The sequence below is a fragment of the Neoroseomonas alkaliterrae genome, assembly GCF_014199195.1.
Taxonomy (GTDB): Bacteria; Pseudomonadota; Alphaproteobacteria; order Acetobacterales; family Acetobacteraceae; genus Neoroseomonas; species Neoroseomonas alkaliterrae.
The window spans coordinates 108,520-132,792 of the sequence record NZ_JACIJE010000009.1; the positions used below are offsets into that span (position 1 = coordinate 108,520).

Here is a 24,273-nt window from a genome sequence, read left to right on the forward strand (position 1 = left end):
GGCGATTTGACCCGCCCCGGCCCCGGATGCAACCCCCCGGGGCTCCTGCTAGCCCGCGTCGAGCGGCGCCATGCTGATGTCGTGGCCGAACAGCGCGAGCAGCAGCCGCGCCGCCCGCCCGCGCGGGCCGGACAGGCCGGGATCCTTTCCCAGCAGCAGTTCCGCGTCGCGATGCGCGATGTCCACGAGGCGCGCATACTCCTCCGGGTCCTCGCGCGGGTCGAGCAGGCGCGCCCCGGGCAGCCCGGCCTGGCGGGCGCCGAGCGCATCGCCGCCGCCGCGGGCGCGCAGATCCTCCTCGGCGATCACGAAGCCGTCCTCGGAATCGCGCAGGACCATGAGGCGGCGCTTCTCGCCCTCGGTCAGGCCCGGGGAGTGGACCAGCAGGCAGGAGGAGGGCCGCGAGCCGCGCCCGACGCGCCCGCGCAACTGGTGCAGCGCCGCGAGGCCGAAGCGCTCGGCCTGCTCGATCAGCATGATGGTGGCCTCGGGCACGTCCACGCCCACCTCGATCACCGTGGTCGCGACCAGGATGCGCGTGCGCCCGGCGGCGAAATCGGCCAGCGCCGCCTCGCGCACCGCGATGTCCTGCAGCCCGTGGGCGAGTCCCACCTGGCCGGGAAAGCGCGCCGCCAGCTCGGCGAAGCGGTCCTCCGCGGCCACCGAATCGTCGCGCTCGGAGCCCGAGATGGCGCGCACCACCCAATAGGCACGCTCGTCCCGCCCGATCGCCTCGCCGAGCCGGGCCACGATCTCGGGCAGCCGGTCCTGGCTGACGACGCGCGTGGTGATGGGCTGCCGCCCGGGCGGCTTCCCGGCGAGGCGGCTGACCGCCATCTCCCCCCATTGCGTCAGCAGCAGGGTGCGCGGGATGGGTGTCGCGGTCATCACCAGCATGTCCACCGCCTCGCCCTTCTCGGCCAGCATCAGCCGCTGCGCCACGCCGAAGCGATGCTGCTCGTCCACCACGGCGAGCGCGAGGTCGCGGAAGGCCACACCCTCCTGGAACAGCGCATGGGTGCCGACGACCAGCGGAATGGAGCCGTCCGCGAGGCCCTCCAGCACGCGCCGGCGCGCCTTGCCCTTCACGCTGCCCGTCAGCAGCGCCACCGGAACGCCCGCCGCGCCGCAGAGACGCTCGAAACCGCGCAGATGCTGACGCGCGAGCAGTTCCGTCGGCGCCATCAGCGCCGCCTGGGCGCCGGCCTCGGCGACGCGGAGCATCGCCATCAGCGCCACCAGCGTCTTGCCCGAGCCGACATCGCCCTGCAGCAGCCGCAGCATCCGACGCGGCGCCGCGAGGTCGGCGTCTATCTCGGCGATCGCGAGGCGCTGCGCCTCGGTCGGCGGGAAGCCGAAAGCGTCAAGGGCGCGCGCGCGCAGCGCGCCGTGGCCGACAAGCGCGCGCCCGGGCCTTTCACGCGAGCGCCGCCGCACCAGGCCGAGCGCCACCTGCCCCGAGAGCAGCTCGTCATAGGCGAGCCGCCGCCGCGGCGCCTCGCCGGGCTCCGCCTCCGGGGCCTGGATGGCGCGGATGGCGGCAGCGAAGCCGGGCCATCCCTCCCGCCGCAGCAGCGGGGCGTCGTTCCATTCCGGCAGCTCGGGCAGCAGCGCCAGGGCCGCGGCCATGGCGCGCGTGACCTGCGGCAGGGTGAGCGCCCCGCTCAGCGGCCAGACCGGCTGGATCGCGGGAATGCCGTCCGGCCGCACGGAGACCTGCGGGTTCACGATCACCCACTCGTCCTGCTCGGCCTTCAGCGTGCCGGCGAACCAGCGCGTCGCGCCGGCGGGCAGGGCCTTCTCCGCCCAGGCCTTCTGCCAGTTCATCATGTAGGCGGTGAGCGGCTCGCCCCCCGCCTCGCAGCGCACGCGCACATAGGGGCGGCCCTGCGCCGAGCGCCCGGCCTTGTGCGTGCCGATGGTGACCGCGATCAGCACCTCGGCCTCCGGCGGCGCCTCGGAGGGGCGGGTGACGCGGCGGCGGACCATGTAGCGCTCAGGCAGGTGCAGCAGCAGGTCGAGCACCCGCGGCCCGCCCGCGGCCCGGGCGATCAGCTGCGCCTCGTTCTCCCGCACGCCCTTGAGCCCGGCGAGCGGGCCCATCAGCGGCGCCAGCGCATCGGCACCCTGCGTCTGGCGCGTATCCGGCCGGGCTGACACGATTCCCATCGGCCTCTATATGCCAGCCGCAGCCGACATGTCAGACACCCCCGACCTCGATCCGCGCCGCCGTCGCCTCGTCTTCCGGGCGCTGCACCGCGGCACCAAGGAAGCCGACCTGATGATCGGCGGCTTCGTCTCCCGCCACATCGCCACCTTCTCCGATGCCGACCTCGAGGCCATCGAGGCCATCCTCGAACACTGGGACGTGGACCTCGCCGACTGGCTTTCCGGCCGCCGTCCCATCCCGCCCGAGGCCGACAGCCCGATGCTGCGCCGCATGGCCGCCGAATGCGGCCGGATGGGCGCGGGTGTGCCGCCGGGGGCGGAGCGGTGAGGGCCGTCCAGGTCCACGGCGCCCCCGAAGGCTTCGACGCCCTCCTCCTGTGCCGCCGCCGGGCGGAGACCGATGCGCCGGTCGTTCATGTCTGCCGCGACGACGCGCGCATGGCCCGCATGGCCGAGGCGATCGGCTTCTTCGCCCCCGAGGTCGAGGTGCTGCGCTTCCCGGCCTGGGACTGCCTGCCCTATGACCGCGTCTCCCCCAACCCGGAGATCGTCGCCGAGCGCGTCGCGACGCTCACGCGGCTGCTGGAGAAGCCCACCCGCCCGCGCATCCTGCTGACGACGGTCAACGCCCTGGCGCAGAAGGTGCCGCCGCCCGCGACCTTCGAGGGCGCCACCATGGCGTTGCGGAAGGGCGGCCGGGTGCGGCCCGAGGCCCTGACCGCCTTCCTGGAAGCCAATGGCTACCACCGCACGGGCACGGTGATGGAACACGGCGAATACGCCGTGCGCGGCGGCATCATCGACCTCTACCCGGCGGGCGAGCCCGATCCGGTGCGCCTCGACCTCTTCGGCGACGAGATCGAGGACATGCGCCGCTTCGACACCGCGACACAGCGCAGCGGCAAGATCGTGCCCGAGTTGCGCCTGCGCCCGGTCGGCGAGGTCTTCCTCGACGAGGAGTCGCGCGCGCGCTTCCGCACCGCCTATCGCGACCTGTTCGGCGCGGCGGCGGCGGAGGACCCGCTCTATGTCTCGATCAGCGCCGGGCGGAAGCACCCGGGCATGGAGCACTGGGCCGGGCTGTTCCACGAAAGCATGGCGACATTGCTCGACTATGCGCCGGGCGCCTCGGTCAGCCTCGACCACCAGGCGGATGATGTCGCCACCGCGCGCTTCGAGATGGTGGCCGACCACTACCAGGCCCGCCGCGTGCCGGTGCGCGTGAACGAGGGCGAGGTGCCCTACCGCCCGGCGCCGCCCGCGACGCTGCACCTAGACCGCCGGGCCTGGGACGAGATGCTTTCCGCCGGCCCGGTGCTGCAGTTCAACCCCTTCGCGAAGCCCGAGGGGACGGAGGGCATCGAGGCCGGCGGCCGCCCCGGCCCGCTGCTGACGGAAGCCCGAACGGCGGGGGAGAACGTCTTCGCCGCCTATGCCGGCCTCGCCGCCGCGCAGGTGAAGGCCGGGCGACGGCCGCTGCTCGCGGCCTGGACCAAGGGCTCGCGCGAGCGGCTGGCGAACCTGCTGCGCGAGAACGGCGTCGCCGCCGCCCCCGCCGAGGACTGGAGGGCCGCGCGGGCGCTGCCCGAGGGCGTCGTCGCCCTGGTGGTGATGGGCCTCGAACGCGGCTTCGTGGCCGAGGGCATCTGCGTCACGGCCGAGCAGGACATCCTCGGCGAGCGCATCGCCCGCCCGCCGCGGCGTCGCCGGCGCGCCGACCAGTTCATCGCGGATGCCACCGAGATCGCGGAGGGCGATCTGGTCGTCCACCAGGACCACGGCATCGGGCGCTACGAGGGCCTGGTCACCATCGAGGTGAACGGCGCCCCCCATGACTGCCTGAAACTGACCTATGACGGCGGCGACCGGCTCTTCGTGCCGGTCGAGAACATCGAGATCCTCTCGCGCTTCGGCACCGAGACGGCGGGCGTCGCGCTCGACAAGCTCGGCGGCGTCTCCTGGCAGAACCGCAAGGCCCGGGCGAAGTCGCGCATCCGCGACATGGCGGGGGAACTGATCCGCACCGCGGCGCTGCGCCGGATGAAGGAAGGCGTGCTCGCCACCCCGCCCGAGGGGCTCTGGGACGAGTTCTGCGCCCGCTTCCCCTTCGCCGAGACCGAGGACCAGCATCGTGCCATCGCCGACGTGCTGGAGGATCTCTCGGCCGGCCGGCCGATGGATCGCCTCGTCTGCGGCGATGTCGGCTTCGGCAAGACCGAGGTGGCGCTGCGCGCGGCCTTCGTGGTGGCGATGTCGGGCGCGCAGGTGGCGGTGGTGGTGCCGACCACGCTGCTCGCCCGCCAGCACAGCCGGATCTTCGCCGCGCGCTTCCAGGGCTTCCCCGTGAAGGTGGCGCAACTGTCCCGCATGGTGACGGCCAAGGAAGCCGCGCAGGTGCGCGAGGGGCTGAAGTCCGGCGCGATCAACATCGTCATCGGCACCCATGCCCTGCTGGCCAAGGGCGTGGAGTTCGACAACCTCGGCCTCGTGATCGTGGACGAGGAGCAGCATTTCGGCGTCAAGCACAAGGAGGCGCTGAAGGCGCTCAAGGCCGACGTGCATGTGCTGACCCTGACGGCCACGCCGATCCCGCGCACGCTGCAACTGGCGCTGACCGGCGTGCGGGAGATGAGCGTCATCGCGACCCCGCCGGTCGATCGCCTCGCGGTGCGGACCTTCATCATGCCCTGGGACCCTGTGGTGCTGCGCGAGGCGATCCAGCGCGAGCGCTTCCGCGGCGGGCAGGTCTTCTGCGTGGTGCCGCGCATCGAGGACATGGCGAAGGTCGCCGAGCGGCTGGCCGAGATCGTGCCCGAGGCGCGCGTGGTGCAGGCCCATGGCCGCATGAGCCCGACCGAACTCGAGCGGGTGATGACCGAGTTCGGCGACGGCAAGCACGACGTGCTGCTGTCCACGAACATCGTCGAATCCGGCCTCGACATGCCGGCGGTGAACACGTTGATCATCCACCGCGCGGACATGTTCGGCCTCGCGCAGCTCTACCAGCTCCGCGGCCGCGTGGGCCGCGGCAAGCTGCGCGGCTATGCCTACCTGACCTGGCCGCAATCGCACCGTCTTTCCGCCGCGGCGGAGAAGCGGCTGGAGGTGATGCAGACGCTCGACAACCTCGGCGCCGGCTTCACGCTCGCGAGCCACGACCTCGACATCCGCGGCGCGGGCAACCTGCTGGGCGAGGAGCAGTCGGGCCAGATCCGCGAGGTCGGCATCGAACTCTACCAGCAGATGCTCGAGGAGGCAGTGGCCGACATCAGGGCGGGGCAGGGCAAGGGCGAGGCGGAATCCGAGCGCGACTGGACGCCGCAGATCAATCTCGGCCTGCCGGTGCTGATCCCGGAGGACTACGTCGCGGACCTGCCGGTGCGCCTCGGCCTCTATCGCCGCATCGGCGCGCTGGCGACGGATGGCGAGAACGACTCCATGGCCGCCGAGCTCGTGGACCGCTTCGGCCCGCTGCCGCCCGAGGTCGAGAACCTGCTCGCCGTCGTCGCGGTCAAGCGCCTCTGCCGGGAGGCGGGTGTGGAGAAGCTCGACGCCGGGCCCAAGGGCATCGTGCTCTCCTTCCGCGGCAACCGCTTCGCCAATCCCGCCGGGCTCGTGGCCTGGGTCCAGGCGCGCAAGGACCAGGTGAAGCTGCGGCCCGACCACAAGCTCGCCCTGCTGCGGGAGATGGACCTCATGCAGCGTGTCAAGGCGGCGCGGGACCTGCTCGCCTCGCTCGCCAAGGTGGCGCGCCAGGCCCGGGCCGCCTGAACCCGGTTGCCAGCCGGGGCGGCGCGCCCTAAGCGGAACGGAATTCGTCCGAGGTGCCCGGCGCATGACCACCGCCCGCTTCCCGGCGGCCCGCCTGACCGGGCTGATGGCCGCTGCCTTCCTGCTCGTGGCCGGCGGCCCGCCGCCGGAACGGCGGACAGTGCCGCGCGCGCAGGTCGCACCCGCCGCCCAGCCCGCGCCGGTCTCCGAGCCCGCGCCGGTGCCCGGGCCGATGCGGGCCGCCCCGGCGGCGCCCGAGACGGTGCGCGTGCCGGACCTGACGGGCCTCTCGCCCGGGGACCGCGCCCGCGCGCTTGCGGATGCGCGGCGCTGGTCGGCGACGCTCTTCCTCGGCTCCTCGGTCGCGGATGGGAAGCTTCGCGACCTGGTGGTGGCGCCGTGGTCGGGCTCCTGGGGGGACGACACCATCGTCGGCGGCGCCGTCCAGTACCGGGTCGCGCGCTTCTGGCGCTTCTTCATGCTCGATCTCGAGGGCGGCGGGCTCTACCGCATCGGGGACACCGAGGGCGGCGAGTTCTGGGCCGCGGCCTATCTGCGCTACGACGGCTTTCCCTGGACGAACTACCTCTACACCACGATCGGCTTCTCGATGGGGCCGGACTACGTGACGCGCCTGCCGCGCGTGGAGCGCGGCACCGACCTGCGGCCGGAGCCCAACCAGTCGCGCTGGCTGAACTACTTCTCGCCCGAGATCACGGTGGCGCTGCCCGACTACCCGCAATACGAGCTCGCCTTCCGCTACATGCATCGCAGCGGCATCTTCGGCACCTACAACGGCGTCTATGAGGGCGCGAACAGCTTCGTGCTCGGCTTCCGCTACCGGTTCTGAAGGGGGCGGCGCGTTCCGCCGCATCCGGGGGGCGTGCCCGCCCCGCGCGAGCGCGCGGCACAAGCCGCACAAGACGGGCGGTTCGGGAATGGTGGGCGCACGTGGGATCGAACCACGGACCTCCTGCGTGTCAAGCAGGCGCTCATACCACTGAGCTATGCGCCCCCGGGCCCTGACGGGGCCGCCTCTCTAACCGCGGTGCGCGATGCGCGCAAGGCCCCGCGGCGGGATCACGCCTCCACCAGCGCGACGTCGATCAGGCGTTCCAGCACCTCGGGCTCCTGCGCCCCGGCGATGGCATGCCGCCCGCCGATGACGAAGCAGGGCACACCGTTGATGCCGAGCCGGTGGGCGCGGAGGTTCTCAGCATGCACCGCATCCACCTCGGCGCCGCTTTCGAGGAAGCGCCGCACGGCATCGCCGTCGAGGCCGACGCGCGTCGCGAGGCGGACCAGCGTGTCCGCGTGGCCGAGATCCGCCCCATCGGCGAAATGCGCGTGGAACAGCGCATCCACCATCGCCTCCGCCAGCCCCTCGCGCGCCGCGAAGCGCACCAGCCGGTGCGCGTCGAGGCTCGAGGGCATGCGGCGGATGCGGTCGAAGCGGAAGGCCACGCCTTCGGCCGCGCCGAGTTCGGCGATGGTGGCGTGCAGCCGGCGCGCGCGCTCCTCGCCGCCGAACTTCCGCGTCAGGAACTCCTGCCGCGGCAGGCCGGCCGCGGGAATGTCCGGGTTCAGCAGGAAGGGCCGCCAGAGGATGTCGGCCAGCACGTCGGGCCGCGCGCGCAGCGCCCGGCGCAGGCGCCGCGTGCCGAGGTAGCACCAGGGGCAGACGAGATCGAAGACGACCTCGATCTGCAGCCGGGCACGGGGCGGGACGAGAAGGTTCACGGGCACAGCATAGCGCGGAGCGCGCCCGCCGTCCCGCCCCGCGGCCTCAGGGCGCGGTCGCCCGGCGCGGCGGCGGCGCGGGCGCCTCGCCAATCGCCGCCCCGCCCGCCGCCTGCGCGCCGGCCAGGGCCCTCAGCGCGCCCGAGGCGGCTTCCTCGAGCACCGCTTGTTCCGCGCCGTCGCCCACCGCCGCGAGGCCGATGCTGACCCCGAGGCCGCGCCCGTCCATGCGCGGATCGGCCACCTGCTCGCGCACCAGGGCGGAGAGCCGGGCCGCGGTGGCGCGCGCGGCGACGATGTCCTGGCCGGCGAGCAGCGCGCCGGGCACATCCTCGGCCAGCATGCCCGTGGGATCGGCCGGGCCGAGCGCATCGGCGAGCACGCCGGCGAGCCCGCGCAGCGCCGCGCGGCGGGCCTCCTTCCCGTGCGCCGCCTCGAGCGCCGCGGGATCGTCGATCGCGACGGCCAGCATCGTCGCCGGAACGCGCGTCTGCCGGCACAGCGCGAGCGTCGTCGCGGCATGGCGCAGGAAGAGCGGGCGTCGCGCGAGGTCAGTCACGGGATCGAAGGGCGAGGCGAGCGCGGCGCGCTCCGCCGCCAAAACCCGCCGGCGCATCGCCTGCAGCAGCAGCAGCACGAGCACCGGCAGGGCCGCATCGGTGGCGATCCGCAGCCATCCGGTCCAGCCCGCCCCCGGCCGCGCCGCACCGAAGGCGGCGAGGTTGAGCCCCATGCCGAGCAGCATCAGGAGCGCGAGCGCCATGACAAGGCCGACGCGCTCGCGCTCGTCGCGCCAGGCATAGGCGGCGCGCAGCGCGACGCCGAAGGCGATCAGCCCCCCGACGAGGACGAGGCCGCGCAGCGCGTCATGCAGGAAGGCGCTCACACCCGCGCGGCCCGCGGCGCGGCCTGGCGGATGGGGTGGGATTCGAACCCACGAGGGCTTGCGCCCTGGCGGTTTTCAAGACCGCTGCCTTCGACCGCTCGGCCACCCATCCCGGCAGGCTGCGCGCGGCTATTCGCCCGCGAGCCGCGCGGCCATCATCGGCGCGCCGAGGCGCATCATCGCGTGCACATCGGCCGCCTTGTCGAGGTTGAGCACGGCATCGGCAAGCTGCTTCGCCCGCTCGGCGCCGAGCACCGCATCGGCGAGGCCATGGAACTTCGCCCGCAGTTCCGCCTCGGTGAGGAAGTTGGCGGGCTCGCCCTTCGGCACGTTGATCTTCTTCACAAAGGTCTGGCCGCGCGCCTGCACGGTCAGCTTGCCGGACATGTAGGTCGGGAAGTCGGCCTCCACCTCGGCATCCTCGACCGGCGTGATCTTGCGCATCAGGGCGCGGATGTCCGCATCCTGCAGCCAGGCGTATGAATCCCAGCCGAAATGGCCGCGCGCCAGCGCGCAGGCCACGACGAAGGGGCCGGAGAACTGCCCGTCCACGATGTTCTGCGGGTTCTGCTTGTACTGGATCGGGGTGCCCACCAGCAGCATGCCCTTGTTCGGCAGGCCCATGGTGACCGCCTCGATCTCCTCGGCCTTCAGGCCGAGTTCGGCGCGCAGCGCGAGCGCCGCGTCCACATTGGCATGGCCGTAGCGGCAGGAGGGGTAGGGCTTCACCGCCGTCTCCATCAGCTCCCAGACCTTGCCGAGATCCTGGAGCGCGCGCTCGGGCTTCGGGTTCGGGGCGTAGGCTCGCAGGAAGCCGGCGCGGCCTTCCAGCGCCTCGCCCGCGCCGCGGAAGCCCTCGCGCGCGAGGCAGGCGGCGGTCAGCCCGTTCAGCGCCGACCAGCCCACCTGGAAGCGCTTGGTCCAGGCGCCGTTGGCGAGGAACTGCAGCGACCCGGCCGCCTGGGACAGCGCGATGCCGAAGGCGCTCTCGACCTGCTCCGCGCTCAGGCCGAACACGCGCGCAGCCGCCGCCGCGCCGCCGAAAGCGCCGCAGGTGGCCGTCGGGTGGTAGCCGCGCTCGTAGTGGTCGCCACCGGGCAGGGAGAGCGCGAGCCGGCACGTCACCTCGTAGCCCGCCACGATCGCGGCGAGCACCGTCCTGCCGTCGGCGCCCACCATCTCGGCCGCCGCGAGCGCGGCGGGGATGACCGGCGCGCCGGGATGCAGCGTGCCCGCCGCATGGGTGTCGTCGAAGTCGAGCGAATGGGCGGTGGTGCCGTTCACCAGCGCCGCGCCGGCCGGCGTGTAGCGCGCCGAATCGCCGAAGGCCGCGGCCGAGCCCGCCGCGAGGCCGAGCGCGCGCACCGCGGCGAGCAGCGGCGCGGTGCTCTCGGCATCGTGACGCCCGCGCAGCATGTTGCCCACGAGGTCGAGCACCAGGAAGCGGGTGCGCTCCTGCACCTCGGCCGGCAGGCTCTCGTAGCGGATGGCGGCGGTGAAGGCGGCGAGTTCGCGCGTGACGGCGGCCATGGCGGCGTTCCTCCGGTTCGTATCGCCGGTTTGTAGCACTCCCGCCGCGCGGGCCAAGGCATGCAACCGGCGTTTGCGTCGCGCGGGCGCGCATGGCACCTCATCGGCATGATCACGCGCCGCCTCCTTCTCGCCGCCGCGCCGCTGGCCGGCTGCGCGGCCTCCGGCAGCCCCTCGGCCTCGTCGCCTGCCGCGCCCGCCGCCGCCGCGCCGCCGTTGCAGGCGCCGGTCTATGCCGGCGTCTCCTCCGTCTCCTTCGACCGCTTCGTCGAAGGTGTGAAGGCCGAGGCGAGCCGCCGCGGCATATCGGCGGCCACGCTCAACACCGCCTTCGCCGGGGTGCGGGCGAACCAGCGCGTGATCGAACTCGACCGCCGCCAGGCCGAGGGCGGGCTGCCCTGGGAGGAATACCGCGACCGCATCATGGTCTCCCCGACCCGGGTGCAGAACGGGCGGCGCATGTATGCCGAGAACGCCGACCTGCTGCGGCGGATCGAGGCGCGCTTCCAGGTCTCCCCGCGGATCATCGTGGCCATCTGGGGCGTGGAGACCAATTTCGGCGGCAACACCGGCGGCTTCCGCGTGATCGAGGCGCTGGCCACGCTGGCCTGGGAGGGCCGCCGCGCCGCCTATTTCCGCAACGAGCTCCTCGCCGCGCTGAAGATCCTCGATGACGGGCACATCCGCCCCGACCGCATGCTCGGCTCCTGGGCCGGCGCGATGGGCCAGCCGCAGTTCATGCCCTCGAACTTCGAGCGGCTCGCGGTGGATTTCGACGGCGACGGGCGGCGCGACATCTGGGACAACCGGGCCGACGCGCTCGCCTCCATCGCCAACTACTTCCAGCGCAACGGCTGGCGGCCGGGCGAGCCCTGGGGCCGCGAGGTCCTGCCGCCACCCGGCTTCAGCCCCGCCCGGGCCGACGCCGAGCGCCGCCCGATGCGCGACTTCGCCCGCATGGGCTTCCGGGCGGCCGGCGGCGGCCCGCTCCCCGACGGGCCGGAGGCGCAGATCGTCCTGCCCTCGCGCGGCAGCGGCCAGGTCTTCCTCGGCCATCACAACCTGCGCGTCATCCGCCGCTACAACTCGCCGGTGAACTACGGCCTCGCGGTGGGGCTGCTGTCGGACCGCATCGCTTGAGGGCGGCGCTGCTCGCCCTGCCGCTGGCGCTCGCCGCCTGCGCCGAGACCCCCGCGCGTTACGTGGTGGGCGAGCCCTACCGGATGGGCGGCGTCTGGTCCTACCCGCGCGAGGATTTCGCGCTGGTCGAGACGGGCCTCGCCACCCGCCACCCCGGCCCCGGCGCCTTCGCGCGCACCGCGAACGGGGAGGCGTGGTCCGGCGCGGTCGCCGCGCACCGCACGCTGCAACTGCCCGCGGTGGTCAGCGTGACCAACCTCGAGAATGGCCGCTCCATGCTGCTGCGGGTGAACGAGCGCGGGCCGGTCCATCCGGGGCGCGTCATCGGCCTGTCGGACCGCGCGGCGGAGCTGCTCGGCGTCCCGCCGGGCGGCGCGGCGCAGGTGCGCGTCGCGGTGGATGGCGAGCGCAGCCGCCTCCTCGCCGAGGCCGCGCCAGGCCGCCCCGTGCTTGCCATCGCGACCGCGCCACGCGCCGCCGTGGCCGCCGAGAGCCTCGCGCCCCCGCCGGGCGCACGCGCCGCCGACGCGCCGCCGCCGCGCGCCGCCGTGGCCGCCGCCGCGCCCGAGTCCGCGGCCATGCCCGCCCTGCGGCTGCCCGAGACCGTCACCACCGGCCCGGCAAGCCCCGGGCGGCTGGTGATCGAGGCCGGCACGCTCTCCGGCGCGGATGCCGCCGGGCGGCTCGCCGCGCGGCTGCCCGGCGCGCGCGTGGAGGCCTCCGGCCCGCGCCGGGCGCAGCAGTTCCGGGTGGTGCTCGGGCCCTTCGCCTCGGTCGCGGCGGCCGACGCGGCGCTTGAGCGGACTCTGGCCGCGGGGGTATCCGGGGCGCGGATCCTGGTGGATTGACCCGGCCGAACGAGACCACGGGAGCCCTTCGCATGACCCATCGCCGCATCGTGCTCGGCGCCGTCGCCGCCGCCTTCGCCGCTGTCACGCTGCCCGCCCCGGCGGTCGCGCAGCGCGCCCAGCCGCGGCGCGGTCCGGCCCAGCCCCAGGGCACGCCGGCGCAGACGCCGCTCGGCCCGCTCGACACCCAGGCGCGGCAGGCACTCGTGGTGGATTTCGCGACCGGCGCGACGCTGCTCGAGAAGAACGCCGACGAGCGGATGCCGCCCTCCTCCATGTCCAAGCTCATGACGATGTACGTCGTCTTCGAGCAGCTGAAGGCCGGCCGCCTGCAGATGGAGCAGACCCTGCCGGTCAGCGAGCGCGCCTGGCGGATGGGCGGCTCGAGGATGTTCGTCGAGCTGAACTCGCAGGTGCGCGTCGAGGATCTGGTGCGCGGCGTCATCGTGCAGTCGGGCAACGACGCCTGCATCGTCTTCGCCGAGGCGATCAGCGGGAGCGAGCAGCAATTCGCCGAGCTGATGAACGAGACGGGGCGCCGCATCGGGCTGATCAACAGCACCTTCCGCAACGCGACCGGCTGGCCCGACCCCGAGCACCGCACCACCTGCCGCGACCTCGCGACGCTCGCGCGGCGAATCATCACCGATTTCCCGGAATACTTCCGCTTCTACAGCGAGCGTTCCTTCCGCTTCAACAACATCGAACAGGCGAACCGCAATCCGCTTCTCGGCCGCGTCGCGGGCGCCGACGGCCTCAAGACCGGCCATACCGAGGAGGCAGGCTTCGGCCTGACCGGCACGGCGATGCGCGGCGACCGGCGCGTGATCCTCGTGGTCAACGGCCTGCCTTCGATGCGCGCGCGCGCGGAGGAGACCGAGCGCCTGATGGAATGGGCCTTCCGCGAGTTCGAGGCGGTGGTGTTGTTCCGCGCCCAGGACACCATCGAGGAGGTGCCGGTCTATCTCGGCGAACGCGCCCGCGTGCCGATGGTGGGCGGGCGCGATCTGGTGCTGACGCTGCCGCGTCAGTGGCGGCGGAACCTGCAGGTGCGGCTGCGCTACGAGGCCCCGCTGTCCGCCCCCGTCGCGCGCGGCCAGCAGATCGGCGAAATGCTGGTGGGCGGGCAGGGGGTGCCCGAACTGCGCATCCCTCTGCTCGCGGGGGCGGATGTGGCGCGGCTCGGGCTCGTCTCCCGCATCCCGGCGGTGGTCAGCCGCTACGTGTTCGGCACCTAGGGCCGTTCCGGCCCGCCCCGCCCGGGCGATGCCGCCGGATCGCGCGGCGCGTCAGAGCAGCCCCTCGCGCCGGAAGGAGAAGGTGCGGCCATTGCCGACGATCACGTGGTCATGCACCACGATCGCGAGCGCGGCCGCGGCCTTCTTCACCTCCGCCGTCATCAGCACGTCCTCGCGCGAGGGCGTCGGGTCGCCCGAAGGATGGTTGTGAACCAGGATCAGCGCGGTGGCGTGCAGTTCGAGAGCGCGCCTGACCACCTCCCGCGGATAGACCGGGGTGTGGTTCACCGTGCCGCGCGCCTGCGCCTCGTCGGCCAGCAGCCGGTTCTTCGGGTCGAGGAAGAGGATGCGGAACTGCTCGACCCGCTCGCGCGCCATGGCGGCGTGCAGGTAGTCCATCAGCCGCTCCCAGTTGTTGAGCACCGGCTTCTCGGCGGCCTCGGCGCGCGCGAGGCGCAGCGCCGCGCCCTGCACGAGCTTGATGGCCGCGACGCTGTGCGGGCCGAGCCCGCGCGTCTGCATCAGCTGCTGCACCGGGGCGGAAAGCACCGCGGCGAAACTGCCGTAGCGGTTGATCAGCGACTTCGCGAGCGGCTTGGTATCGCCGGTCTTGAAGGCGAAGAAGAGCAGCATCTCCAGCATCTCGTAATCGGCGAGCGAATCCGGCCCGCGCTCGAGCAGCCGCTCGCGCATCCGGCCTCGGTGGCCATGTGGGCCGATGCTGGGGAAGGGGGCCTCGCGCGCATCCCGGGGCGGAACGGGCGCGCGATGGACATAGCCGGGGTCATGCTCCGCCGCCTCCGTGGCGAGGCGCTCCCGCGCGCGGGGCGGCCAGGGCGGCGCCGCGGGGCCTTCGGCGAAGCCGGGCGCCGGCGGGGCCGCCGCAGGCCGGGCCTTGCCCTCGCCCTCGGCGGGCTGTGGCGTCCATCCCTCCGCTCTTTCGCTGCGGCCGAGAAGTCGCCGGAGCCACATCGCCACCCCCGCGGATACCGAATCTCAATCATAGATTGATATTCGGGAATATCCAGCAAGTCACGCGCGATGGTTTGACGCCGTGGCCGCGCGGCGCCACACCAGCGCCATGGCGGCGCGTGGTCGGTTCATCACCCTCGAAGGCGGGGAGGGGGCGGGGAAATCCACCCAGGCCCGGCGCCTTGCCGCGGCGCTGGCCGGCGCCGGCCTGCCGGTGCTGCGCACGCGCGAACCCGGCGGCACGCCCGGGGCGGAGCGCATCCGCGACCTCCTGCTTGGCCACGGGCCCTGGGATCCGGTGGCCGAGGCGATGCTCCATTTCGCCGCGCGGCGCGAGCATCTGGTGCGCGTCATCCGGCCCTTCCTCGACGCCGGCGGCTGGGTGGTGTGCGACCGCTTCGCCGATTCGACCCTCGCCTACCAGGGCGCGCAGGGCCTGCCGCGCGAGGTCTGGGCCCGGCTCGCCGCCCTCTCGCTCGAAGGTCTCTCGCCCGACCTGACGCTGGTCCTGGATCTGCCCGTGGAGGCCGGCATGGCGCGCGTCGGCAACCGCGGCGGCGCCCGCCCCGGCACGAGCCGGGCCGATCCCGCCGAGACCTTCGACCGCTACGAAGGCATGGGCCGCCGCTTCCACGAGGCGGTGCGGGAGGCCTTCCGCGCCATCGCCGCCGCCGAGCCCGCGCGCTGCGCGGTGGTGGACGCATCAGCCCCCGTCGAGGAGGTGGCGGCTGCGATCGGGCAGGCCGTGCGGGAACGGCTCGGGGTGCGGCTGTGAGCGGAGGGGCTCCGCCCCTCCGGGCCTCCCCGCCAAAGGCCGAAAAGCCTTTGGAAACCGATTCCCGGGCTCGTCCGTGGCTGCGCGGCAGCATGTTGCGAAAGAGGCACGGGGGGAGGGTGGCGCCTGCGCCGCCGTGCCCATGACCGAACCTCGCGCCAACCCGGACCTGGCCGGGCACGAGGAGGCGGCGCGGCTGCTCGAGGCGGCGGCGCGCTCCGGCCGCCTGCACCACGCCTGGCTGTTCTGCGGCCCCCCCGGCATCGGCAAGGCGACGCTCGCCTGGCGCTTCGCCCGCTGGCTGCTCGCCGGCATGCCGCCCGGCACGCCGCCCCTGCATGTGGACCCGGCCAGCGCCGTCTTCCGCCGCGTCGCCGCCGACACCCATGCCGACTGCTTCACCCTCGAACCCAACACCGGCGAGCGCGGCACCAAGCGCGTGCTGCGGGTGGAGGACGCCCGCGCGGCCGTGCGCTTCCTCACCCAGACCGCGGCCGAGGGCGGCTGGCGCGTCGTCGTGATGGACGAGGCCGAGCGCGCCGACCAGGCCGCGGTGCAGAACACGCTGCTCAAGACGCTCGAGGAACCGCCGCCGCGCACCGTGCTGCTGATCGTCTGCTCGGCGCCGCAGCGGCTGCTGCCCACCATCCGCAGCCGCTGCCGGCGGCTCGATCTCAACCCGCTGCCGGCCGATGCGATGGAGGGGTTGCTCGAACGCCTCCTGCCTGCGACCGGCAAGGCGGAACGCGCCCGCCTTGCCGCGCTCGCCGCCGGATCGCCCGGGCGGGCGCTCGCGCTCGCCGAGGCGGGCGGGCTCGAACTGCAGGAAAGCGTCGAGGCGACGCTCGCCGCCCTGGCGCGGCCCGAGCCGCCGCGCGAGCATGCCCTCGCCGACCGCCTCGCGGCGGATCGCAGCGGCGGCGCCTTCACGATCTTCATGGCGCTGCTGCGCGGCGCCATTGCCGGTGCGCTGCGCGAGGCCGCGCGCGGGCGGCCCGCGCCGCCCTGGCTCGCCCGGCATCCGCTTGCCGTGTGGGCTTCGCTGTGGGATAGGCTCGGCACCCTCGCGGACGACACCGAGCGGTTGAATCTCGACCGCAAGCAGGCCGTGCTGACGGGCCTTTCCTGGCTCGCGCGGCCCTGACCGGAGCGCCCGGACACCTCACCGGACAGCCCCATGGCCAAGCCACCGATCTACCTGACCACGCCGATCTACTACGTGAACGACAAGCCCCATATCGGGCATGCCTACACCTCGCTCGCGACCGATGTGCTCGCGCGCTTCAAGCGCCTGGACGGGCACGAGGTGTTCTTCCTCACCGGCACCGACGAGCACGGGCAGAAGGTCGAGAAGGCGGCGCAGGAGGCGGGCGAGGACCCGCAGGCCTTCACCGACCGCGTGAGCCAGGCCTTCCGCGACCTGACGGTCACGATGGGCTTCTCGAACGACGACTTCATCCGCACCACCGAGGCGCGCCACAAGGCGGCCTGCGTCGCGCTGTGGCAGGTGCTGGCGGAGCGGGGCGAGATCTACCTCGGCGACTACGAGGGCTGGTACGCGGTGCGCGACGAGGCCTTCTACGGCCCGGATGAGCTGACCGAGCGCGACGGCGTGCGATACGCGCCCTCCGGGGCGCCGGTGGAGTGGGTGAGGGAGCCTTCCTACTTCTTCCGCCTCTCGAAATGGCTGCCGGAACTGTTGCGCCGCTACGACCTGCCCGAGGGCCACCCCGAGCGCATCGACATCCAGCCCGAGAGCCGGCGCAACGAGATCCGCGCCTTCATCCAGCAGGGGCTGAAGGATTTCGCCGACCGGCCGGAGAAGCTCGATCTCTCCGTCTCACGCACCTCCTTCACCTGGGGTGTGAAGGTGCCGGGCGATCCGGCGCATGTGATGTATGTCTGGCTCGATGCCCTGACCAACTACATCACCGCCGTGGGCTATCCGGACACGCACCATCCGCGCTGGAAGTTCTGGCCGGCCGATGTGCATTTCGTCGGCAAGGACATCGTGCGCTTCCACACCATCTACTGGCCGGCCTTCCTGATGGCCGCCGGCATCGCCCCGCCGCGGCGCGTCTTCGCCCATGGCTGGTGGACGAACGAGGGCCAGAAGATCAGCAAGTCGCTCGGCAATGTGATCGACCCGGTGGCGCTGGTGGCGGAATACGGGCTCGATCCTGTGCGCTACTTCCTGCTGCGCGAGGTCCCCTTCGGCCAGGACGGGGATTTCTCGCGCAAGGCTCTGGTGAACCGGCTGAACGGGGAACTGGCGGATGCGCTGGGCAACCTCGCCAACCGGACGCTTTCGCTGATCCAGCGCAACTGCGAGGGCAGGCTACCGGCCGATGCCGCCCGCAGCGTGGAGGATGCGGCGCTCTTCGCCTCCGTGGACGGCGTGGTGGACACGCTGCGCAAGCACCTCGACCAGCAGCACTTCCACTCGGCGCTCGAGGCGATCTTCGCGAGCGTGCGCGAGGCCAATGCCTACATCACGAGGCAGGCGCCCTGGGCGCTGCGGAAGACCGATCCGGCGCGCATGGCCGCCGTGCTGCGCCACCTGCACACCGCGCTGCGCTGCTATGCCACTGCCCTGCAGCCTTTCATGCCCGGCACCATGGCCGCGCTGCTCGACCAGCTCGGCGTGCCTCGCGACGCACGGCATTTCGCGGCCCTGGACGACCCGCTCCCCGAGGGCACGCCGCTGCCGCCGCCCTCTCCCCTGTTCCGCAAGATCGAGTTGCCCGCCTGATGCTTGTCGATAGCCATTGCCACCTCGACTACTACGGCGAGGCCGAGATCGGGCAGGTCATCGCCCGCGCGAAGGAGGCCGGGGTCGGCCGCATGGTCACGATCGGCGTCCGCATGGCCCAGGCGGCGCGCGTGAAGGAGCTCGCGGACCGCTTCCCCGAGGTCTGGGGCACCGTCGGCATCCATCCGCACAATGCCGGCGAGGGGCCGCTGCCGAGCCCCGAGGCCATCGCGGCGGAGGCCGAGCACCCGCGCATCATCGGCATCGGCGAATCCGGCCTCGACTACTTCTACGAAAAGGCCCCGCGCGCGGCGCAGGCGGAGAATTTCCGCCGTCACATCCGCGCCGCGCGGATGGCCGGATTGCCGCTGGTGGTCCATGCGCGCGACGCCGACGCCGACATCCTTGCCATCCTGCGCGAGGAACGGGCCTCCGGCGGGGCTTTCGATTTCCTCCTGCACTGCTTCAGCAGCGGGCGCGAACTGGCGGAGGAATCCGTGAAGATGGGGGCCTATGTCTCCTTCTCCGGCATGCTGACCTTCCCGAAGAGCGAGGCGATACGCGCCATCGCCCGCGACCTGCCGGCCGAGCGCCTGCTGGTCGAGACCGATGCCCCCTACCTCGCCCCCGTGCCCTTCCGCGGCAAGCGCTGCGAGCCCGCGATGGTGGCCCATACCGCGCGGATGCTCGCCGAAGTGCGGGGCTTGGAGATGGCGGCGCTGGCGGAACTGACCACGGCCAACTTCCATCGCCTGTTCAGGAAGGCCGCATAAATCCTTGCTCAAGGTCACGATTCTCGGCTGCGGCGGCTCGGGCGGCGTGCCCCAGATCGGGGGGGAGGACGGCCGCGGCTGGTGGGGCGCCTGCGACCCCGCCAATCCGCTCAACCGCCGGACCCGCTCCTCGATCCTGATCGAGGGCAATGGAGGTGGTCGGCTGCTGGTGGACACCGGCCCGGACCTGCGCAGCCAGATGCTGGCCTGCGGGGTGCCGGGCGTGGATGCCATCCTCTTCACCCACGAGCATGCCGACCACATCATGGGGCTCGACGAGGTGCGCATCCTCAACCGGATCGCCGGGCGGCCGCTCGAGGCCTTCGGGATGGAGCGCACCCTCGCGATCCTGAAGCAGCGCTTCGACTACGCCTTCCTGCCTTCGACCGGCCCGGCCTTCTTCCGCCCGGCCGTGGAGCCCGTCCGCTTCCGGACGGGGGAGGCGCTGGGCATCGCCGGCCATACCGTGCAGACCTTCAGCCAGGACCATGCCGTGATGGAAACGGTCGGGCTGCGGATCGGCGGCTTCGCCTATTCGACCGACCTCGTGCGCCTGCCGGAGGAGAGCCTCGCGCGGCTGCACGGCCTCGACACCTGGGTGGTGGGATGCTTCCAGCGGCGGCCGCACAAGGTCCATGCCAACCTCGACCAGGTCCTGACCTGGGTGGAGCGGCTCGGCCCCCGGCGGACGGTGCTGACGCATATGAGCCCCGACCTCGACCATGGCTGGCTGCTCGCCAACCTGCCGCCGGGGATCGAGCCGGGGCATGACGGGATGGTGCTGGAGGTCCCGGGCTGAGGCCGGGCAGCCATGCGCGACCGCCGGGGCTTTCGCAGGCGCGGCGGATGCCCCACATTCGCCACACGATCGGCGGGCTGATTCGGCGCCGCCGGGACGAAAGGACAAACCCCATGATTCGGGATCGTGACCCGGTCGAGGTCTACAACAACACCCTGGTGCCGATGGTCATCGAGCAGACGGCGCGGGGCGAACGGGCCTTCGACATCTATTCGCGCCTGCTCAAGGAACGGATCATCTTCCTGACTGGCCCTGTATTCGATCAGGTGTCTTCGCTCATCTGCGCGCAGTTTCTGTTCCTCGAGAGCGAGAACCCCACCAAGGACATCGCCTTCTACATCAATTCTCCGGGCGGCGTGGTTTCGGCCGGGCTCGCGATGTACGACACCATGCAGTACATCCGTGCGCCGGTGAGCACCGTCTGCATCGGCCAGGCCGCGTCCATGGGCTCGCTGCTGCTCTGCGCGGGTGCCAAGGGCAAGCGCTACGCCCTGCCGAACAGCCGGATCATGGTCCATCAGCCCTCGGGCGGGGCGCAGGGCCAGGCGGCGGACATCGAGATCCAGGCGCGCGAGATCCTGAAGCTCCGCCAGCGGCTGAACGAGATCTACGTCAAGCACACCGGCCAGCCCATCGAGGCGATCGAGAAGAAGCTCGACCGCGACAGCTACATGTCCGCCGAGGAGGCCCGCGACTTCGGCCTGGTGGACCATGTGGTCGAGGAGCGGCCGGTCCCCGCCGCGGAAGCCGCCAAGGCGTGACGCGCCGCCGGGGCCGGGCCGGCTTTCACTTTCCCTTGGGGGTTCCGGGGGCTACATTCCTGTTGCAGTTCCCCGCCCTTGCGGGGGACACGGAGACCGCATGAGCAAGTCGGGCGATTCCAAGAACACTCTCTACTGTTCGTTCTGCGGCAAGTCGCAGCACGAGGTCCGGAAGCTCATCGCCGGTCCGACGGTGTTCATCTGCGACGAATGCGTCGAACTCTGCATGGACATCATCCGGGAGGAGCACAAGACCACCCTGGTGAAGTCGCGCGACGGCGTGCCGACGCCCAAGGAGATCTGCAAGGTCCTCGACGACTACGTGATCGGGCAGGACCATGCGAAGAAGGTCCTCTCCGTCGCGGTGCACAACCACTACAAGCGCCTCGCCCACGGGGGAAAGAACCCCGAGGTCGAGATCGCGAAGTCGAACATCCTGCTGGTCGGGCCGACCGGTTCGGGCAAGACGCTGCTGGCGCAGACGCTCGCGCGCATCCTCGACGTGCCCTTCACCATGGCGGATGCGACCACGCTGACCGAGGCCGGCTATGTCGGCGAGGATGTCGAGAACATCATCCTCAAGCTGCTCCAGGCCGCGGACTACAACGTGGAGCGGGCGCAGCGCGGCATCGTATACATCGACGAGGTGGACAAGATCAGCCGCAAGTCGGACAACCCCTCCATCACCCGCGACGTGTCGGGAGAGGGCGTCCAGCAGGCGCTGCTCAAGATCATGGAGGGGACCGTCGCCTCCGTCCCGCCCCAGGGCGGGCGGAAGCATCCGCAGCAGGAATTCCTGCAGGTGGACACCTCCAACATCCTGTTCATCTGCGGCGGCGCCTTCGCGGGGCTCGAGAAGATCATCGCCGCGCGCGGCAAGGGCTCGGGCATCGGCTTCGGCGCCGATGTGCGCGACCCCGATGAGCGCCGCACCGGCCAGATCCTGCGCGAGGTCGAGCCCGAGGATCTGCTGAAATTCGGCCTGATCCCCGAGTTCATCGGCCGCCTGCCGGTGGTCGCGACCCTCGACGACCTGGACGAGAAGGCGCTGATCGAGATCCTGACCAAGCCCAAGAACGCGCTGGTCAAGCAGTATGGCCGCCTGTTCGAGATGGAGGGCGCGAAACTCACCTTCACCGAGGATGCGCTGAAGGCGGTAGCGACGCGGGCCATCCAGCGCAAGACCGGGGCGCGCGGGCTGCGTTCGATCATGGAAGCCATCCTGCTCAACACCATGTTCGACCTGCCCGGCCTCGAATCGGTCGAGGAGGTGGTGGTGAACCGGGAAGTGGCCGAAGGCCGCGCCCAGCCGCTCTTCATCCTCTCGGAGCGGCCGGCCGAGCAGAGTTCGGCCTGACCGGCCCGGACAGGGCGGCCGGGGCCGCCTTGTCAAGATCTTGAGCGGGCGCCACCCGGCCCCCAGATCCGGGAGATACCGTGGCGCCCCGCCCGTGCCGCCTCCGGGCGGGCCGGGCGCCGACTGTCCCCAGCGAGGTCACATGACGGAAACCATCCGCGGCGAACTCCTCCCGGTGCTCCCCCTGAGGGACATCGTGGTGTTCCCGCACATGATCGTCCCCCTCTTCGTCGGCCGCGAGAAGTCGGTCCGCGCGCTCGAGGCGGTGATGAAGGACGACAAGCAGATCCTGCTCGTCGCGCAGAAGAACGCCGCGCAGGACGACCCTGGCGCGGACGACCTCTACCAGGTCGGCACCGTCTCCACTGTGCTGCAGCTGCTCAAGCTGCCCGACGGCACGGTGAAGGTGCTGGTCGAGGGCGGGCGCCGCGCGCGCATCGCCGCCTTCAAGGAAACCACCAACTATTTCGAGGCCTTCGCCGAGCCGGTGGAGGAGGTGCTCTCCGACCCGCGCGAGGCCGAGGCGCTCGCGCGCACCGTGGTCTCCCAGTTCGAGCAGTACATCAAGCTCAACAAGAAGATCGCCCCCGAGGTGCTGGTCTCGATCAACCAGATCGAGGAGCCGGCGAAGCTCGCCGACACGGTCGCCTCGCATCTCGGCCTCAAGATTCCCGAGAAGCAGGAGCTGCTCGAGACGCCCTCCGTCACCGCGCGGCTCGAGCGCGTCTTCGCCCATATGGAGGGCGAGATCGGCGTGCTGCAGGTGGAGAAGCGCATTCGCAACCGCGTCAAGCGGCAGATGGAGAAGACGCAGCGCGAGTACTACCTGAACGAGCAGCTCAAGGCGATCCAGAAGGAGCTCGGCGAGGGCGAGGACGGCAAGGACGAGGCCGCCGAGCTCGAGGCGCGCATCAAGGCCACCAAGCTGTCCAAGGAAGCGCGCGAGAAGGCCATGCAGGAGCTCAAGAAGCTCCGCACCATGAGCCCGATGAGCGCCGAGGCGACGGTGGTGCGCAACTACCTCGACTGGATGCTCTCCATCCCCTGGAAGAAGCGCTCCAAGGTCCGCAACGACATCGTCGAGGCCGAGAAGGTCCTCAACGCCGACCATTTCGGCCTGGAGAAGGTGAAGGAGCGGATCATCGAGTATCTCGCGGTGCAGAGCCGCAGCGCGAAGATCCGCGGGCCGATCCTCTGCCTCGTCGGCCCGCCCGGCGTGGGCAAGACCTCGCTCGGCAAGTCCATCGCCAAGGCGACCGGGCGCAACTTCGTGCGCATGTCCCTCGGCGGGGTGCGCGACGAGGCCGAGATCCGCGGCCATCGCCGGACCTATATCGGCTCCATGCCGGGCAAGATCATCCAGGGCATGAAGAAGGCGAAGACGTCCAATCCGCTCTTCCTGCTCGACGAGATCGACAAGCTCGGCGCCGACTGGCGGGGGGACCCGTCCTCGGCGCTGCTCGAGGTGCTGGACCCGGAGCAGAATTCCACCTTCAACGACCACTACCTCGAGGTGGACTACGACCTCTCGGACGTGATGTTCGTGACCACGGCCAACAGCCTGCGCATGCCGCAGCCGCTGCTCGACCGCATGGAGATCATCCGCATCCCCGGCTACACCGAGGATGAGAAGGTCGAGATCGCCAAGCGGCACCTGATGAAGAAGGTGAGCGAGGCGAACGGGCTGAAGGAAGGCGAATGGTCGCTCTCCGACAGCGCGATCCGCGACCTGATCCGCTACTACACGCGCGAGGCCGGCGTGCGGAACCTCGAGCGCGAGATCGCGGGCCTGGCGCGCAAGGCGGTGAAGGAGATCGTCTCCAAGCAGTCGAAGAAGGTCGCCATCACCCACAAGAACCTCGAGAAGTTCGCCGGCGTGCGGAAGTTCCGCTTCGGCGAGGCCGAGGCCGAGGACATGGTGGGCGTCGTCACCGGCCTCGCCTGGACCGAGGTGGGCGGGGAGATCCTGACGATCGAGAGCGTCATGCTGCCCGGCAAGGGCAACGTGAAGCAGACCGGCAAGCTCGGCGACGTGATGCAGGAGAGCGTCTCGGCCGCGATGTCCTACGTGCGCAGCCGCTCGACCACCTTCGGCATCAAGCCGACGCTGTTCGAGAAGCGCGACATCCACGTGCACGTGCCCGAGGGCGCGACGCCGAAGGACGGGCCGAGCGCGGGCATCGCGATGGCGACCTCGATCGTCTCGGTGCTGACGGGCATCCCGGTGCGGCGGGACATCGCCATGACCGGCGAGATCACGCTGCGCGGCCGCGTGCTGCCGATCGGCGGGCTGAAGGAGAAGCTGCTGGCCGCGCTGCGCGCGGGCATCAAGACGGTCTTCATCCCGAAGGAGAACGAGAAGGATCTCGCCGAGATCCCGGACAATGTGAAGAAGGGGCTCGAACTGATCCCCGTCTCGCATGTGGACGAGGTGATCGGCCGGGCGCTCGTGCGCAAGCCGGAGCCGATCACCTGGGAGGAGCCGGAGGAAACCCCGGCGCCTCGCGGCGGCGAGGCCGGCTCGATGGGGCCGGCGCTGCCGCATTGATGCGAGTCGCGCCCGCGGGGGCGCATCGCAAAGCCCCGGCGAAGGCCGCTTCGCCGGGGCCGGCCTGTGGAAAACCCTGGCCCCCGTTGCATTCCTGCCGCATCGCGTCGCGAAACTGGCGGTTTTCCGCCGCGAATCGGGCGGTCTCTCGTTGACGCTGGAAAATCCGCGCTCCTACTCTCCGCGCCGACCCGGTCGGACGACTCGCCGGCCT

General features: G+C 71.8%; 19 protein-coding genes and 2 tRNA genes. 14 read left to right on the forward strand and 7 right to left on the reverse strand.

Annotated features, from left to right (window positions below; genetic code table 11):
- Positions 1-48: 48 nt before the first annotated feature.
- Complete coding sequence (gene recG / locus FHS88_RS15680) at positions 49-2,169, reverse strand: ATP-dependent DNA helicase RecG (protein WP_184486411.1); 2,121 nt, start codon at positions 2,167-2,169, stop codon at positions 49-51.
- A 28-nt stretch (positions 2,170-2,197) separates the two neighbouring features.
- Here recG and FHS88_RS15685 point away from each other — a divergent pair, with 28 nt between their 5' ends.
- The 3 genes from FHS88_RS15685 (at position 2,198) to FHS88_RS15695 (ending at position 6,790) form a co-directional block, all read left to right on the forward strand.
- Positions 2,198-2,497, forward strand: coding sequence for an FAD assembly factor SdhE (locus FHS88_RS15685; protein ID WP_246420060.1), 300 nt, complete (start codon positions 2,198-2,200; stop codon positions 2,495-2,497).
- Positions 2,452-5,940, forward strand: a complete 3,489-nt coding sequence (gene mfd / locus FHS88_RS15690) for a transcription-repair coupling factor (RefSeq protein WP_184486413.1) — start codon at positions 2,452-2,454, stop codon at positions 5,938-5,940. The genes FHS88_RS15685 and mfd overlap by 46 nt, the downstream gene beginning before the upstream one ends.
- Positions 5,941-6,004: 64 nt before the next feature.
- Positions 6,005-6,790, forward strand: coding sequence for a hypothetical protein (locus FHS88_RS15695; protein WP_184486414.1), 786 nt, complete (start codon positions 6,005-6,007; stop codon positions 6,788-6,790).
- 89 nt (positions 6,791-6,879) lie between these two features.
- Here the strand turns inward: FHS88_RS15695 and FHS88_RS15700 are convergent.
- The 5 genes from FHS88_RS15700 to FHS88_RS15720 all read right to left on the reverse strand — a co-directional run bounded on the left by FHS88_RS15700 (position 6,880) and on the right by FHS88_RS15720 (position 10,096).
- Positions 6,880-6,955 (reverse strand) — tRNA-Val (locus tag FHS88_RS15700).
- Positions 6,956-7,020: 65 nt separating this feature from the next.
- Positions 7,021-7,680: a DsbA family protein gene (locus tag FHS88_RS15705; protein ID WP_184486415.1), complete on the reverse strand. Its 660-nt coding sequence runs from the start codon at positions 7,678-7,680 to the stop codon at positions 7,021-7,023.
- 46 nt (positions 7,681-7,726) lie between these two features.
- Positions 7,727-8,566 carry a GGDEF domain-containing protein gene (locus FHS88_RS15710; protein ID WP_184486416.1) on the reverse strand — a complete coding sequence of 280 codons (840 nt, stop codon included), beginning with the start codon at positions 8,564-8,566 and terminating at the stop codon, positions 7,727-7,729.
- 24 nt (positions 8,567-8,590) lie between these two features.
- Positions 8,591-8,678: transfer RNA gene (locus tag FHS88_RS15715), tRNA-Ser, on the reverse strand.
- Positions 8,679-8,695: 17 nt separating this feature from the next.
- Positions 8,696-10,096: an MmgE/PrpD family protein gene (locus FHS88_RS15720; protein ID WP_184486417.1), complete on the reverse strand. Its 1,401-nt coding sequence runs from the start codon at positions 10,094-10,096 to the stop codon at positions 8,696-8,698.
- A gap of 108 nt (positions 10,097-10,204) precedes the next feature.
- Here FHS88_RS15720 and FHS88_RS15725 point away from each other — a divergent pair, with 108 nt between their 5' ends.
- Genes FHS88_RS15725 through FHS88_RS15735 form a run of 3 tightly spaced genes read left to right on the forward strand, consistent with a single transcriptional unit; the run spans position 10,205 to position 13,322 of the window.
- Entirely contained in the window at positions 10,205-11,236 is a 1,032-nt protein-coding gene (locus FHS88_RS15725) for a lytic murein transglycosylase (RefSeq protein ID WP_184486418.1), read from the forward strand.
- Positions 11,233-12,084, forward strand: a complete 852-nt coding sequence (locus tag FHS88_RS15730; protein ID WP_246420062.1) for a septal ring lytic transglycosylase RlpA family protein — start codon at positions 11,233-11,235, stop codon at positions 12,082-12,084. Before FHS88_RS15725 ends, FHS88_RS15730 begins: the two co-directional genes overlap by 4 nt.
- A 32-nt stretch (positions 12,085-12,116) precedes the next feature.
- The gene (locus FHS88_RS15735; protein ID WP_184486419.1) at positions 12,117-13,322 is read left to right on the forward strand and encodes a D-alanyl-D-alanine carboxypeptidase family protein; all 1,206 of its coding nucleotides are present in this window, start codon (positions 12,117-12,119) and stop codon (positions 13,320-13,322) included.
- Between the two features lie 51 nt (positions 13,323-13,373).
- Here FHS88_RS15735 and radC read toward each other — a convergent pair whose 3' ends face one another.
- Positions 13,374-14,294: a RadC family protein gene (radC, locus tag FHS88_RS15740; RefSeq protein WP_408902420.1), complete on the reverse strand. Its 921-nt coding sequence runs from the start codon at positions 14,292-14,294 to the stop codon at positions 13,374-13,376.
- Positions 14,295-14,403: 109 nt separating this feature from the next.
- On the opposite strand from radC, the gene tmk reads away from it, so the two are divergent.
- From tmk to lon, 8 genes are all read left to right on the forward strand, one after another.
- Complete coding sequence (tmk, locus tag FHS88_RS15745; RefSeq protein WP_184486498.1) at positions 14,404-15,069, forward strand: dTMP kinase; 666 nt, start codon at positions 14,404-14,406, stop codon at positions 15,067-15,069.
- 142 nt (positions 15,070-15,211) lie between these two features.
- Complete coding sequence (locus tag FHS88_RS15750; protein ID WP_184486421.1) at positions 15,212-16,213, forward strand: DNA polymerase III subunit delta'; 1,002 nt, start codon at positions 15,212-15,214, stop codon at positions 16,211-16,213.
- Between the two features lie 33 nt (positions 16,214-16,246).
- Positions 16,247-17,821: a methionine--tRNA ligase gene (metG, locus tag FHS88_RS15755; protein ID WP_184486422.1), complete on the forward strand. Its 1,575-nt coding sequence runs from the start codon at positions 16,247-16,249 to the stop codon at positions 17,819-17,821.
- A complete protein-coding gene (locus FHS88_RS15760; protein ID WP_184486423.1) occupies positions 17,821-18,594 on the forward strand; it encodes a TatD family hydrolase in 774 nt (257 codons plus the stop codon). Before metG ends, FHS88_RS15760 begins: the two co-directional genes overlap by 1 nt.
- Before the next feature lie 4 nt (positions 18,595-18,598).
- Positions 18,599-19,393: an MBL fold metallo-hydrolase gene (locus FHS88_RS15765; protein WP_221244454.1), complete on the forward strand. Its 795-nt coding sequence runs from the start codon at positions 18,599-18,601 to the stop codon at positions 19,391-19,393.
- 113 nt (positions 19,394-19,506) lie between these two features.
- Entirely contained in the window at positions 19,507-20,154 is a 648-nt protein-coding gene (gene clpP / locus FHS88_RS15770; RefSeq protein WP_184486424.1) for an ATP-dependent Clp endopeptidase proteolytic subunit ClpP, read from the forward strand.
- A gap of 100 nt (positions 20,155-20,254) precedes the next feature.
- Entirely contained in the window at positions 20,255-21,511 is a 1,257-nt protein-coding gene (gene clpX / locus FHS88_RS15775) for an ATP-dependent Clp protease ATP-binding subunit ClpX (RefSeq protein WP_184486425.1), read from the forward strand.
- 142 nt (positions 21,512-21,653) lie between these two features.
- The gene (lon, locus tag FHS88_RS15780) at positions 21,654-24,059 is read left to right on the forward strand and encodes an endopeptidase La (protein WP_184486426.1); all 2,406 of its coding nucleotides are present in this window, start codon (positions 21,654-21,656) and stop codon (positions 24,057-24,059) included.
- Positions 24,060-24,273: the final 214 nt, after the last annotated feature.